Below are 13,853 nucleotides of genomic sequence, written 5' to 3' on the forward strand. Positions count from 1 at the left end.
GGCGCTGTACTTTCGTCTAGGTAGAACCATCCATTCGGATGGCTGCATGTATCGCCCGACCCCGTGAGACTGGGAGTCGTAGCGGACTGCCCCGGCTTCGTTCAGAGTCGGGCAGTCCGGAGTGGTCACCGAAAGGATCGAGAAACCGATATGTCGCAGACGGTCAAGGGAGTCATCTCACGGAGCAAAGGCGCGCCGACGGAGCTTGTCGACGTGGTGCTTCCCGATCCGGGTCCTCGCGATGTGATCGTGAAGATCCAGGCCTGCGGTGTCTGCCACACCGACCTCGCCTACAAACAGGGTGGGATCAACGACGAGTACCCCTTCCTCCTCGGTCACGAGGCGGCAGGCATCGTCGAGACCGTCGGCTCCGACGTCTCCCACGTCGAGGTCGGTGACTTCGTGGTACTGAACTGGCGAGCGGTGTGCGGAGAGTGCCGGGCGTGTAAGCGGGGACGTCCCTGGTACTGCTTCGACACCTTCAACGCCAGCGTGCCGATGTCGCTCACCGACGGCACCGAACTGACCCCCGCCCTGGGCATCGGGGCGTTCATCGAGAAGACGCTCATCCACGAATTGCAGTGCACCAAGGTCAATCCGGAGACCGATCCGGCGGTTGCGGGACTCCTGGGCTGCGGCGTGATGGCCGGTCTGGGTGCCGCGATGAACACCGGCAACGTTGGCCGTGGCGACTCGGTCGCGGTCATCGGGTGCGGTGGCGTCGGTGACGCCGCGATCGCCGGTGCACGACTCGCGGGTGCGACGACGATCATCGCGATCGACCGCGACCCGGCAAAACTGGAGTGGGCCAAGGACCTCGGGGCCACCCACACCATCAACGGTGCCGAGGTCGAGGACGTGATCACCGCGGTGCAGGAGCTGACCGACGGCAACGGCGTCGATGTGATCGTGGACGCGGTGGGCCGTCCGGAAACCTACCAGCAGGCCTTCTACGCGCGGGACCTCGCGGGGACCGTGGTCCTCGTCGGGGTGCCGACGCCGGACATGAAGCTGGAGTTGCCGCTCATCGACTTCTTCTCTCGCGGTGGCGCATTGAAGTCGTCTTGGTACGGCGATTGCCTTCCGGAACGGGACTTCCCGATGCTCATCGACCTCTACGAGCAGGGTCGACTGCCGCTGGACAAGTTCGTCACCGAGCGGGTCGGCCTGACCGACGTTGAGGCCGCCTTCGAGGCGATGGAGGCCGGCAAGGTGCTGCGTTCGGTCGTGGAGCTCAAGGCATGAGCGGCGACCTGCGTATCGACAACGTCGTCACCTCCGGCCAGTTCTCGCTCGACGGAGGCACCTGGGATGTGGACAACAACATCTGGCTCGTCGGCAACGACGACGAGGTGATCATCATCGATGCGGCCCACGCCGCGAAGCCGATCCTCGACGCTGTCGGTGACCGCACGGTCACGGCGATCGTGTTGACCCACGGCCACAACGACCACATCACGGTCGCGCCGGAACTGTCCGAGGCGACGGGCGCACCGATCTGGCTGCACCCGGGCGACGACATGCTGTGGAACGAGACGCATCCGGATGTGTCGCACCAGGATCTCGAGGACGGGCAGCGCATCGACGTCGCCGGGACGTCGTTGACGATCATCAACACCCCGGGCCACTCGCCGGGATCGTCGGTGGTCTACGCCCCCGAGGCCGCAGTGCTGTTCTCCGGCGACACCCTGTTCCAGGGTGGGCCCGGTGCCACCGGCCGCTCGTACTCGAGTTTCCCGACGATCATCGCCTCGATCCAGGAGAAGATCTTCACCCTCGACCCTGCGACGAAGGTGTACACGGGGCACGGCGACGGCACCACGGTCGGCGACGAGTCGCCCCATCTCGAGGAATGGATCAAGCGCGGGAGCTGAGCGTCCCCTGTGTGCGAACGGTCACATGCGTGCCGGTATCGCTGGACCCGAGACGGGCTTACTGCTTGGGTTAGGTAATGCTTACCTTCCTCGAGAGTAAATCGCAGTGGGCCATCGGCGCCTTCCGGATCGTCGTGGGGTTCATGTTCTTCTGTCACGGGGCATCGACGCTGTTGGCGTGGCCCGTCGCACCGCACGGAGGTGCGACCGCGGAGTTGGGCGCGTGGCCGTCCTGGTGGGCCGGGGCCATCCAGTTGATCGGTGGCTTCCTGGTGATGGTCGGCTTCCAGACCCGGTGGGCGGCGCTGATCGGATCGGGATCGATGGCGGTCGCGTACTTCTGGAAGCATCAGGCGGATGGCCTGCTCCCGATCCAGAACGACGGTGAATCGTCGGCGCTCTACTGCTGGGCGCTGTTCCTGATCGTGTTCGTCGGGGCCGGCAGGCTCGCCGTGGACAACGTGGTGTCGCGGCGGACCGCGGACCAGCGGACCGCCGAGGCGCGGGTCGCCGAACCAGAGCGCGTGTAGCCGAACCGGTTCGAGCACAACACAACCACCTGTCAGCGGGCGCTCGCGATGATTGTCGTCGCGGGCGCCCGCTGACCGCGTTTCGGCGGGTAACGTCGACGGCGATGAGGTTCTCCCGTGTCGTCGAGGCGTCGGGTGCGGTCGCCGCCACGCGTTCACGCACCCGCAAGACCGCCGAGCTCGGAGGGCTGCTCGACGACGCCACCGCCGAGGAGATCCCCACCGTGGTCGCGTGGCTGTCCGGTGTGATCCCGCAGGGACGACTCGGCGTGGGGTGGCGTTCACTCACCTCGCTGACCCCGACACCGTCGGAGTCGCCGAGCCTGACCGTGGCCGGCGTCGACGACCTGTTCGTGCGACTGGCCGCGGCCGGTGGGCCCGGTTCTGTGGCGCTCCGCCAGGGTCTGCTGACCGAATTGTTCGGCTCGGCAACCGAATCCGAGCAGGACTTTCTCCGCCGGTTGATGACCGGCGAACTCCGCCAGGGCGCGTTGGCCGGGGTGATGGTCGATGCGATCGCGAAGGCGTCGGGCCAGCCGCTCGACCTGGTGCGCCGCGCCCACATGCTGACCGGCTCGCTCCCGGAGACGGCGTCGCTCGCGGTGCATGGCGGTGCGCAGGCACTGGCCGGGGTCGGGCTGCAGGTCGGTCGGGCGGTGGCGCCGATGCTCGCGACGCCGGCGGACTCGCTCGCCGACGCCGTCGCGGCGCTCGGTCCGGATCTGGTGGTGGACTTCAAACTCGACGGCGCGCGCATCCAGGTGCATCGCCGCGACGACGAGATCGCGGTCTACACCCGGTCGCTGCGTGACATCACCGCAGCGGTGCCCGATCTCGTCGAGGTGGTCCGCGGGCTCCCGTGTCGCACGGTCATCCTCGACGGCGAGACACTCACCCTCGACGCCGACGGACGTCCGCGGCCGTTCCAGGACACGATGAGTCGGTTCGGATCGTCGGGTGAGCTCGCCGACGACCCGAACGGACTGCTGCGGCCGTTCTTCTTCGACTGTCTTCACCTCGACGGCATCGATCTCATCGACCGGCCGCTGTCCGAACGTCTGGCGGCGCTGACGACCGTTGCGCCCGGCATGCGCATCCCTTCGGTCACCAACCCCACGGTGGCGGAGGCCGAACGGCATTTCGACGCCGCTCTCGCCGCCGGCCACGAGGGTGTGATGGTGAAGTCGCTGGCCGGACCGTACGCGGCCGGCCGTCGTGGAAAGGCGTGGCAGAAGGTCAAACCCGTGCACACCATCGACCTCGTCGTGCTGGGTGCGGAATGGGGATCGGGACGTCGCACCGGATTCCTCTCCAACCTGCACCTCGGTGCGCGAGACCCCGACGGCGGCCCGCCGATCATGGTCGGCAAGACCTTCAAGGGACTGACCGACGCGCTGTTGCAGTGGCAGACCGACGAGTTCGGCCGCCACGAGACCCATCGGGATGGCCATACCGTGTACCTACGTCCGGAGATCGTCGTGGAGATCGAACTCGATGGTGTGCAACGTAGTTCGCGCTATCCCGGCGGGGTGGCCCTCCGGTTCGCCCGCGTGGTGCGCTATCGGCCGGACAAGACCGTCGACGAGGCCGACACGATCGACGCGATCCGCGCATTGCTGCCGTGACCCTTGCGGGCGTCTCGGCAGGTCAGCTCAACGGCAACTGCGCGACGAACGGGCCGGTCGGCTGCTGCGAGCCGCCGGGCGGCTCGACGGTGAACGCCAATGTGGTTGCGTCGCCGAGGTTCTTGAGAACCGCCGTCGTCGACGGCGCGACGTCCTTGTCGGTCATGGTGCCTGCCGACGTGTTGCCGTCCGGACCGACCAGCCACATCTGGTAGACGGTGCCCGAAGCGGGCGGCGGGACGTCGTTCATCACCAGCACCCCGGCGTCCGCGGACGGCGAGTAGGTGACGGTGGCGTGCCCGCTCGCGACGTCGCCGGATGACGTCCGGACATCCTTGGCGGCGAAGACCTGTTCGGCCGTCGGCGGTTGGGACGGTTCGGAAGTCGTCGACGAGCCGATCGCCCAGCCGACCGCGCCGATCGCGATCGCGGCGACAGCGGCTGCGGCGAGATACGTCGCCCGTCGCCGTCGTCGACGCAGCGGGGTGACGGTCGCGGGGGCGGGCTCGGGCGTTGCCGGGACCTCGACCACCGGCGGCAGAGCAGTGACCGACTCGGCCCGCGCGGCGCCGAGGATGCGCTCGCGCAAAGTGTCCGGCGGTGCGGTCGCGGTGGCACTGCTCACGTTCGCCATCGCCTCCCGCGTCGCGGCGACCTGCCGATCGAACTCGGCACGGACGGCGGGACCTGCGGCATCGAGCTCTCGATGCAGATCGTCGAGTTCGGCGCCGTGCACCGCATCGAGGCCGACGAGTGGGGCGAGATCCAGGATTTCGTCAGGCATCAGGATCTCCCAGACATTGCCGGAGGCGTTTCAGACCGTCGCGGATACGGGACTTCACCGTCGGTAGGGCCACGGTGAGGCGTTCGGCGACCTCCCGATAGGTGAGCCCGTGGTAGTAGGCGAGGTCGACCGATTGGCGCTGCACGTCGGTCAGCGTCTCCAGGCACCCGACCACCTCACGCGTGGTCTCCTGCGAGGTCACCGTCTCGGTCACCTCGTCGAAGGCCGAGCGGGTGTCCTCGAGACCGTAGGCGATGTCTCGGCGGGTGGACGCGGACTCCGAGCGGACCCGATCGACGGCCCGGCGGTGCGCCAGCGTGATCAGCCAGGACAGCGCCGACCCGGCGTTGCGGTCGAACGAACCGGCCGACCGCCACACCTGGAGGAACACCTCCTGGGTGGCCTCCTCGCTGTACCCGGGATCGCGCAGCACACGCAGCACCATCCCGTAGACGCGGTCGCACGTCAGGTCGTAGAAACGGGCGAACGCCTCGGAGTCGCCGGAGGCGATCCGATCGAGCAGGGCCGGCAGCGCGGCCACGTCGGATGCGGGGTCTGCTGTCACCGCGAACACTCGGTCGTCATCGACGATCAGCTTATCCGGCACTCGACCCGCCCTCAACGACATCAGGCTCCGTGACTCCCGGGACACGATGAGCGTCATGGGACCGACGAGCCGGTGCGGCGCGGCGGTCGCGGGAGAAAGTACGACGTCCGCTGTTGGTACTCGGGATAGCCGGGGCGCTTGCTCATCGACTGCTCGAGCAGCCGCGCTCCGGTGGCGAAGACGAGGAAGTAGGTCATCGCGACCGGCGAGAGCACGGTCAGCACGCCTGGCCAGCTGCTCGCCGCGATCAACCAGAGTCCCCACCACATGCTGGAATCGCCGAAGTAGTTGGGATGCCGGGTCCACGACCACAGGCCGCGGTCCATGATGGCGCCCTTGTTGGCGGGGTCGGCCTTGAACCGGCGCAGCTGGGCGTCGCCGACGGCCTCGAAGCCGAAGCCGAGCACCCACAGTGCGACACCCGCGACCAGCACGACGAACCAGACACCATGTGTCGGCCCGACCACCGCCGACACCTGGATCGGCAACGACACGAACCACTGCGAGATGCCCTGCGTCGCGAAGATCTTCCGGGCCACCAGGGCGAGGTCGTGGCCGCCCGCGGGGTCGCTCTCCCCGTCGCGACCCGCGCCCCGGCTCAACAGTTCCTCGTAGCGGGGGTCCTCACCCTTGCCGGCCGACTTGACGTACATGTGCCAGCTCAGCCGTAGGCCCCACACGGTGATCAGCACCGCGAGGAGCCATCGTCGCAGACCGTCGCCGGGACCGAGGATGAGCGCCAACCACGCGACACCGACGAACCCGAGTCCCCACGCGACGTCGACGACGTTGTAGCGCCCGATGCGATGACCGATCGCCATGGTGACGCCGTGCAGGATCGCGAGGAACAGCAGCGACGCGACGGCGATGATGCCGAACGCCGCCCAGCCGGACTGGCCGCTGATCATCGGTGGTCTCCGTCGGGTCGGGTGAAGACCAACTGGTGGACGTCGAGGTAGCCGGATCGGAAACCGGCCTCCGAGTAGGCGAGATAGAACTCCCACATACGCCGGAAGGTGTGGTCGAAGCCGAGCTCGGCGACCTTGTCGCGCCGGCCGGTGAACCGTTCGCGCCACAGTCGCAGGGTCTCGGCGTAGTGCCGGCCCATCGCGTGCGATTCGGTGAGCCGCAGCCCGGTGTGCCGGCGCGAGACCGCGTCCAGCGCCTTCAACGAGGTGAGCTGGCCGCCGGGGAAGATGTACTTGTGCACCCACGTGTAGGTGTTGCGGGTGGCGACCATCCGGTCATGCGGCATGGTGATGGCCTGGATGGCCGCTCGTCCGCCGGGCGCGAGGAGCCGCTCGATGGTCTCGAAGTAGACGGGCCAGTACTTCTGGCCGACCGCCTCGATCATCTCCACCGAGACCACGGCGTCGTAGACACCGTCGACCTGCCGGTAGTCGCAGAGGTCGATCTGCACCTTGTCGCTGTATCCGGCATCCGCCACCCGGCGTCGCGCGAGTTCCTGCTGCTCCGACGACAAGGTCACCGAGCGGACCGTCGCGCCACGGGCGGCCGCGCGCAGGCACAGTTCGCCCCAGCCGGTCCCGATCTCCAACAGCCGAGTGCCGGGTCCGACACCGGCGAGGTCCAGGAGCCGGTCGATCTTGCGGTGCTGCGCCTCGGCGAGGTCGGACCACGGCGGACGCGTGCCCCGGTCGAGGTCGGCGAACAACGCACTCGAATAGGTCATCGTGTCGTCGAGGAAGAGGGCGAACAGGTCATTCGACAGGTCGTAGTGGCGCGCGATGTTACGACGGGTGTTGGCCGTCGAGTTGTCTTCGGACGACGGCTGTTTCGGCAGGACCGCGGAACGCAACACCTGCAGCGGACGCGGGACGAGCCGGGCCATCCGGGTCGCGAACGGGGTGAGCACGCCGACGAGGTCGTCGGTGGTCCAGTCGCCGGCCATGAACGCCTCGCCGAAACCGATCAGGCCGTCGTTGCCGACGCGTCGTGCGAGCGCGTCGGGCCGGCGGACGATCATCCGGGGCAACACCCGATCGCAGTTGCGACCGGACATCTCGCCGTCGGGGTACTCGACGCGAACGTCGACATGCCGGGAGGCATGCCGGAAGAGCCAGGCCGCCGCACCACTGCGGATCGCGGCGATCGGACCGATGGGCAGCGCGGCGACGTCGGGCCAGCGGGCCGCCTCGTCGGGGGTGAAGTCGCCGGGGAGGTCACGAATCGGGGCGTTCATCGTTCTCCTTCTTCGGATGGGGTCGCGTCTGCGACGGTGATGGTCGAAGTGTGTGCGGGTCGGGTGACGACCGGGAGGCGCTTGAGCCACAGGCGGATTCCGTGCAGGCGAATCCGTGCTGCGACGACCAGCGGGGCGAGCGGGGTGGTGATCTGTGTGGCGAGCACGGTGCGTGTCGTCGCGGGGACGGCCGCCCCGGTGAGGGCGGCGACGAAAGCGCCCTGGCCCACGCGGTCGAGGGTCACCGACACCGCCACCCGGCCGTCGGGGTCGGGCGGTGGCACGTGCAGTCGGTACGTCCCGCTGACGTCGTGGAACGGCGACACATAGAACTCTTTGTCCACCCGCGCATTTCCGTGCTCATCCGGGTCGACGACATAGGTGTGGCGTTCGCCGTAGGTGTTGTGCACCTCGGCGACGACGCAGCCGAGGGAGCTGTCGGGGTGATGGCACCAGAACACGCTGAGTGGGTTGAAGACGTAGCCTGCCACCCGCGGTGAGAGCAGTGCGATGACCTGACCCGCCGGGAGTGCCACACCCGCGGATGCGGCGTGGGTCTCGAGTCGACTGCGCAGGGTGTCATCGGGGCCGGCGGGTTGGGGGAAGTGATCGGCCGGGGTGAATCGCGCGAAGGCCCGCAAGGGGGCGGGAAGCTCTGGCGGACGGTCGATGTCGATCAGCCACGATGCGCTGCGATACGTGAAGGCGTGGTGCACCGGTGATCGGCGGGTGTGGGTGATCCGCGTCCGGACGACGGCGGGTGTGGTCGCGGTCGGCTCGGTCGCCCCGTGGGCGGGCGCGGGATTCCCGTGCGAAGGTGCGGTGTCGCGGCCGGCACGCGCGCGTCGACGATCCTCGATCGCCCGGCCGACGGAGGTCTGTGCACGATCGACGACGACCTCCGCCCGGCGGGCGAGGTTCTTCGCACGATGGGTGAGAACGCGCGTCCGGTCGGTGCGGGAGCGGTCTGTGGTGGGACGAGTCGCGCGGGTCATGTCGTCACCTCGGCGATCTCCGGCCGGCGCTCGAGACGTGCGGCCGCGTGGGCGCCGGACAGCGCACCGTCCTCGTGGAAGCCCCACCCGTGATAGGCGCCGGCGAACACCGTTGTGTCGGTGGCGATGTCGGGGAGGAGAGCCTGCGCGGCAACCGATTCCGTGGTGTACAGGGGGTGCTCGTAGTCCATCTCCGCCAGCACTGTCGCCGGGTCGACCAGGTCGGTGCGACCCATCGTGACCAACATGCGCGGCTGGGTGGTGGGCAGGCGCATCAGTCGCGTCAGGTCGTAGGTCACCGCCACGTCGGAACCGTCGGAACGGATCTGATAGTTCCACGACGCCCACGCCCGCCGGGCTTTCGGCAGGAGTGAGACATCGCTGTGCAGAACAGCATGTTTGGCGGAGTACGGAATTGCCGACAGCACACGTTGTTGCAATGCGGTCGGACGACTGAGCATGCTCAGGGCCTGATGCGGATGGGTGGCGATGACCACCGCATCGAAGTCCAGCGCGCCGGCGCCGTCCGGGACGATTCGGACGCCGCGACCGTCGTCGTCGGGATCGATGGCCGCAACGCGGGTCCCGCGATGGACGTTCCCGCCCGATGCGGTGATGCGTGCGTCGATCTTCTCGACATAGCGGGCCGAACCGCCGACCACTGTCCGCCAGGTCGGGGACCCGAACACCGACAGCATGCCGTGGTGGTCGAGGAAGGTGAACAGGTATCGAGCGGGGTAGTCGGCGGCGACGTCGGCGTCGCAGGACCAGACTGCGGCCACGAGCGGCAACAGGAAGTTGTCGACGAAGTACGGCGAGAATCCCTCACGGGCGACGAACGCGGACAGCGGCTCGTCCGAGTCCGGGCTGTCGAGTACGCGGCGCGCGCTCTGGTGGAAGCGCGTCACCTCTCGCAGCATCAGCAGATACCGGCCACGGGTCAGCGAGCGCAGCGTCGGGAAGAGGCCGCTCAACCCGCGGGCGCCCGCGTACTCCAATCCGTTGATCTCCGACCGGATCGACATCGACATGTCGGTGTCCTGGGTGGCCACCCCGAGATCGTCGAACATCTGCAGCAGGGTCGGGTAGGTGCGGTCGTTGTGCACGATGAAGCCGGTGTCGACCGACAGCACCTCGCCGTCGGGCATGGTCACGGCGTGGGTGTGGGCGTGGCCGCCGAGGCGGTCGTCGGCCTCGAACAGGGTCACCCGATGCTGATCCGACAGCAGGTGCGCTGCGGTCAGACCGGCGACACCGCTACCGACGATCGCGATCGACCGGGACGATGAAACGTTCATGTCGGTTGTTCGGAACCGGGGGGCCCGCGGATGGGTTTCTGCTCAGGTCACAGCACCCGCCGTGGCGTCGATCACGCCGGTCAGTAGGCGGCGCGCTGCGCGGGCGGCGGCCCGCCAGGCATGTACTCGTCGGCGGACACGATCGTCGCCCCGAGCGGCAGGAGTGAGATCGGCACCATCTTGAAGCTGGCGATGCCCAACGGGATGCCGATGATGGTCAGGCACATGGCGATCCCCGTCACCACGTGGCCGATGGCCAACCAGATCCCGGCGACCACGAACCAGATGATGTTGCCGATCAGCGACATCGCGCCCGCAGTCGGCTTGCGCACGACGGTCCGACCGAACGGCCACAGCGCGTAGTTGGCCATGCGGAAGGACGCGATGCCGAACGGGATGGTGATGATCAGGATGAAGCAGACGATGCCTGCGACGGCGTAGCCGATGGCCATCCAGAATCCGCACAACACGAGCCAGATCACGTTCAGAACGGTTCTCATGACGCCATTGTCCGCTACCGTGCCGACGCGCGTCGAGAAAACAGCGCGTGGACGAAACAGTTGGGGCGGCGCCGCGGAGCCGGGTGATGTCGTCGGCTGCCGGTTACCCTGGCGCCATGGCCGATCGGGGACGGGAAGCGGTGCTGGCGGTGATCACCACCGTGGTGCTGGTGGTGCGTTTGCTCGCCACCATCGCCCTGGTGCTGCTGGCCATCGGCTGGGCGGTGGCATCGGTGCGGGGGTCGTTGCTCAACGAGTTCCTGTGGCCCGCGGTGATCACCGCCGCGGTGCTGCTGATCAGCACCTACCTGTACAGCTTCTTGCGCGTACGGCATCCGCGACGCAACGGCTGGATTCCATAGGGCCCGTCCCGGTGACATTTCCCGTCGCTCCGCTCGCCCCGGTGATATTTCCCGTCGCCCCGCTCGCCCCGGTGACACTTCCCGTCGCTCCGCTCGCCCCGGTGATATTTCCCGTCGCTCCGCTCGCCCCGGCTACATTTCCCGCCCGAGCTTGGCGAGTAGTCGGGCCTGACGATCGGCGCCCGCCGGTGCCTCGACACCCGATTTACAGACTCCCTCGCCGTAGAGGGCCGGTCCGAATCCGTCCGCGGCCGTTTCCATCAGGTCGAGTTCGTCGTCGGTGAAGCGCAACTCCTGATCGGTCGCGGCGGCGACATCCCAGCGGTGCGCCACCATGTCGAACCCGTAGAAGCGCAGCAGGGTCTCGCCGACGGTCGTCGGACCGAAATGCCCGTCGAAGGCCTTGGACCCGACGGCCGGATCGTCGAGTCTCTCGGCGACGGCGGTGCGATGGATCTGCCAGGCCGCGGCGGGATCGTCGAGTGACGGCCGGGTACCGAGGTCGATCTCGTGGCCGGAGAAGAAGTCGCGCTGGGTGTCGATGAGGTGGCCGACGACCTCGCGTGCGGTCCAGTCCTCGCAGGGCGACGGTGCCGACCATCGCTGTTCCGGAACTGCGTCGAGAACTGTGCCGAAGCCGTCGGCGAGATGGCGATATCGGCTGCTCAGATCGGTGTCGGCGTCGTGGGTGGATGTGATGTCGGATGAAGTGGTCATGATGGAAAGGTAACGAGACCGACCAGAGTGGGGATTGATGAAATCCGACAGATCAGGTGATCGGGCCGGCACCCGGGTCGATGATGTGGAGCGCGCGCATCTCGTCGACCCCGCCGACACGTCGTTCACCATCGGCCGGTGGGCACCGAGCCCCGATCTGACCGACCTGATCCGACGTTTCTGGGTGCCGACCTGGTCGGTTCCGCCGGGCGGGTCGGCCCCGCAGCGTGTGCTGCAGTATCCGGTGTGCCTGGTGGTGGTGACCGCCGACTATGCGCGGTTCTACGGGGTGAACACGGGATTGTCGGAAACCGAGCTGACCGGCGACGGCTGGGCCATCGGCACGATGCTCGCCCCGGCCGCGGGTGCACTCATCACCGGCGGATCCGTGGCCACCTGGTCGGATCGGTTCGACGACCTGTCCGAGGTGGCCGGTGCGGCCGGCCGCACGCTCACCACCGACATCCGTGCCGTGATGGCCGGTGACCCGCACGATGTCGGACGCCAGCACGAGGCGACCGATCTCGTCGAGGCGTGGATGCGCCCCCTGCTGCCCGCCGACCGGGACGGACTCCTGATCAACGCGATCGTCGAGTTCGTCGAGAACGACTCGTCCGTGACGTCGGTGACCCAGATCTGCGACCGTTTCCATCTCACCGAGCGCACCCTGCAGCGGTTGACGAACAGATTGCTGGGTCTCACCCCGAAATGGCTGATCCAGCGGCGTCGCCTGCACGAGGCGGCCGAGCGACTGCGTGGACCGGAGACCACGCTCGCGATGGTCGCGGCCGAACTCGGGTACGCCGACGAGGCCCACCTGGTCCGCGACTTCCGCACCGTCACAGGTATGACGCCAGGACAGTTCGCCGCCCGGTTCGATGACCGCTGAGACCGCGATCGGCACGACCGGCGTGTGATTCTCCTCGGATGCGGCGATGATGTGCCTGCTCAGCCACCGATCCGCGGCCGACGTGTCGTCTGCCCGGCGGACGCCACGCGCTAGTCTTGCTCTGAGGGATCGTGTTGCTCTCATCACAGGTGGGGCGACGCGATCGGAGCAGACGAGGCGAGTGACGGAGGACGGATGAGCGATTCTGTCTCGGCGTCCTCGCGCGTCCGCCGGGCCTACGAGGACTTCCTCTCCGGCATCACGCCGCAGGCGGACTCCGTCCGGTCGATCGTGCAGGATTCGTGGGCGCGGTCGGTCAAGAAGGGCGTCAACCCTGGCGAGGCCGTCCCGGAATCCGACACGACGTCGATGACGGCGTCCGAGTTCGCCGAGTACCGCGACGCCCACCCGATCACCGCGGTGCGCCCGCTGGTGCAGTCGTTGATGCTCGATGACATCGCCGACTCGGGGGTGGTGGTGGCGTTGACCGACCAGGCCGGCCGCCTGCTGTGGGTCGAGGGTGCGAGCGAGGCGCGCGACAAGGCGGCCCACATCAACTTCGTCGAGGGCTCGCTGTGGAGCGAAGAGGTCGTCGGGACCAACGCCCCCGGACTCGCGCTGGCCGTCGATCGCAGTGTGCAGATCGTCGGCCCCGAACACTTCGCGGGACCCGTGCAGGAGTGGAGTTGTGTCGCCGCACCCGTGCACGATCCGAGCACCGGGCACGTCATCGGCGTCATCGACGTCACCGGCGGCCGCGAGGTCGCCGCACCCTTCGCGATGGCCGCCGTGCGGTCGGTCGTCGCGGCAGTCGAACGCGAACTACAGTCGCGGGCAGTCGATCTCGCCGACCCCGCCACCTTCGCGGCTCCGGGTGGAGCGCGTCTCACCGTGCTCGGCGGCACCTATCGATGGCGACGTGACGGAGATGCGGGCGAACGCACCCTGTCGCGACGACACGCGGAGATCCTCCTGCTGCTGCAGGCCTATCCGGAGGGCCTCAACACCGAGCAACTGGCGATTCTGCTCGCCGAGGACGGCGTCGACCCGGTGACCGTCCGTGCCGAGATCTCCCGACTGCGTAGGGATCTGGGGACCGACGTGGTGGAGTCGCGCCCGTACCGGCTGACCGTCGACCTCGTCTCGGATGTCTCCGAGATCCGCGAGCGTGTGGCCGGCGGGGGTGATCTGAGCGCGGTGATCGACGTGCTGGGCCGTGGTGGACTGTTGGTCGAGTCCTCGGCGCCCGGGTGACCGAGATGTTCGAGGAAATCCGGGAAGACCTGCGGTCCCGCGTGATAGCCGACGGGGACGTCGGGTCCCTCCGGAAGTGGACGACGTCGGCGCACGGTCGCGACGATCTGCCCGCGTGGCGTCGACTCGAACACCGCCTGCCGCCGGGTCATCCCGACCGCGCCGTCGTCGGTGGTCGAATCCGGTTGCTGGACAAGCGGTACGGGATCTAGCCC

14 protein-coding genes and 1 pseudogene are annotated in these 13,853 nt (G+C 68.1%); 7 read left to right on the plus strand and 8 right to left on the minus strand.

Annotated elements, in window-relative coordinates:
• Positions 1 to 150: 150 nt before the first annotated feature.
• From D7316_RS19115 to D7316_RS19130, 4 genes are all read left to right on the plus strand, one after another.
• Positions 151 to 1,245, plus strand: a complete 1,095-nt coding sequence (locus D7316_RS19115) for an S-(hydroxymethyl)mycothiol dehydrogenase (protein WP_124709670.1) — start codon at positions 151 to 153, stop codon at positions 1,243 to 1,245.
• Positions 1,242 to 1,874, plus strand: a complete 633-nt coding sequence (locus D7316_RS19120) for an MBL fold metallo-hydrolase (RefSeq protein ID WP_124709671.1) — start codon at positions 1,242 to 1,244, stop codon at positions 1,872 to 1,874. Before D7316_RS19115 ends, D7316_RS19120 begins: the two co-directional genes overlap by 4 nt.
• Before the next feature lie 77 nt (positions 1,875 to 1,951).
• Complete coding sequence (locus tag D7316_RS19125; RefSeq protein WP_124709672.1) at positions 1,952 to 2,404, plus strand: DoxX family protein; 453 nt, start codon at positions 1,952 to 1,954, stop codon at positions 2,402 to 2,404.
• 104 nt (positions 2,405 to 2,508) lie between these two features.
• Positions 2,509 to 4,029 carry an ATP-dependent DNA ligase gene (locus D7316_RS19130; protein ID WP_124709673.1) on the plus strand — a complete coding sequence of 507 codons (1,521 nt, stop codon included), beginning with the start codon at positions 2,509 to 2,511 and terminating at the stop codon, positions 4,027 to 4,029.
• 22 nt (positions 4,030 to 4,051) lie between these two features.
• On the opposite strand, the gene D7316_RS19135 is transcribed toward D7316_RS19130, so the two are convergent.
• From D7316_RS19135 to D7316_RS19165, 7 genes are all read right to left on the minus strand, one after another.
• Complete coding sequence (locus D7316_RS19135) at positions 4,052 to 4,813, minus strand: anti-sigma factor (protein WP_197718265.1); 762 nt, start codon at positions 4,811 to 4,813, stop codon at positions 4,052 to 4,054.
• Positions 4,806 to 5,378: an ECF RNA polymerase sigma factor SigK gene (gene sigK / locus D7316_RS19140; RefSeq protein WP_232017203.1), complete on the minus strand. Its 573-nt coding sequence runs from the start codon at positions 5,376 to 5,378 to the stop codon at positions 4,806 to 4,808. The genes D7316_RS19135 and sigK overlap by 8 nt, the downstream gene beginning before the upstream one ends.
• A gap of 95 nt (positions 5,379 to 5,473) precedes the next feature.
• Positions 5,474 to 6,328, minus strand: coding sequence for a DUF1295 domain-containing protein (locus D7316_RS19145; RefSeq protein WP_124709676.1), 855 nt, complete (start codon positions 6,326 to 6,328; stop codon positions 5,474 to 5,476).
• Complete coding sequence (locus D7316_RS19150) at positions 6,325 to 7,623, minus strand: class I SAM-dependent methyltransferase (protein WP_124709677.1); 1,299 nt, start codon at positions 7,621 to 7,623, stop codon at positions 6,325 to 6,327. The genes D7316_RS19145 and D7316_RS19150 overlap by 4 nt, the downstream gene beginning before the upstream one ends.
• The gene (locus D7316_RS19155; protein ID WP_232017204.1) at positions 7,620 to 8,363 is read right to left on the minus strand and encodes a DUF1365 domain-containing protein; all 744 of its coding nucleotides are present in this window, start codon (positions 8,361 to 8,363) and stop codon (positions 7,620 to 7,622) included. The genes D7316_RS19150 and D7316_RS19155 overlap by 4 nt, the downstream gene beginning before the upstream one ends.
• A gap of 251 nt (positions 8,364 to 8,614) precedes the next feature.
• Complete coding sequence (locus D7316_RS19160) at positions 8,615 to 9,916, minus strand: NAD(P)/FAD-dependent oxidoreductase (RefSeq protein WP_197718266.1); 1,302 nt, start codon at positions 9,914 to 9,916, stop codon at positions 8,615 to 8,617.
• Positions 9,917 to 9,996: 80 nt separating this feature from the next.
• Positions 9,997 to 10,416, minus strand: a complete 420-nt coding sequence (locus D7316_RS19165; RefSeq protein WP_124709679.1) for a YccF domain-containing protein — start codon at positions 10,414 to 10,416, stop codon at positions 9,997 to 9,999.
• 116 nt (positions 10,417 to 10,532) lie between these two features.
• Here D7316_RS19165 and D7316_RS19170 point away from each other — a divergent pair, with 116 nt between their 5' ends.
• Positions 10,533 to 10,778 (plus strand): hypothetical protein, encoded by a 246-nt coding sequence (locus D7316_RS19170; protein ID WP_124709680.1) that lies wholly within the window; start codon positions 10,533 to 10,535, stop codon positions 10,776 to 10,778.
• Between the two features lie 132 nt (positions 10,779 to 10,910).
• Here D7316_RS19170 and D7316_RS19180 read toward each other — a convergent pair whose 3' ends face one another.
• Entirely contained in the window at positions 10,911 to 11,495 is a 585-nt protein-coding gene (locus tag D7316_RS19180; protein ID WP_124709681.1) for a TIGR03086 family metal-binding protein, read from the minus strand.
• 37 nt (positions 11,496 to 11,532) lie between these two features.
• Here D7316_RS19180 and D7316_RS19185 point away from each other — a divergent pair, with 37 nt between their 5' ends.
• A complete protein-coding gene (locus tag D7316_RS19185; protein WP_124709682.1) occupies positions 11,533 to 12,384 on the plus strand; it encodes a helix-turn-helix domain-containing protein in 852 nt (283 codons plus the stop codon).
• Between the two features lie 195 nt (positions 12,385 to 12,579).
• Positions 12,580 to 13,850, plus strand: a pseudogene (locus tag D7316_RS19190) (GAF domain-containing protein).
• Positions 13,851 to 13,853 lie beyond the last annotated feature (3 nt).

Source organism: Gordonia insulae (assembly GCF_003855095.1).
In the GTDB taxonomy this organism is placed as follows: domain Bacteria; phylum Actinomycetota; class Actinomycetes; order Mycobacteriales; family Mycobacteriaceae; genus Gordonia; species Gordonia insulae.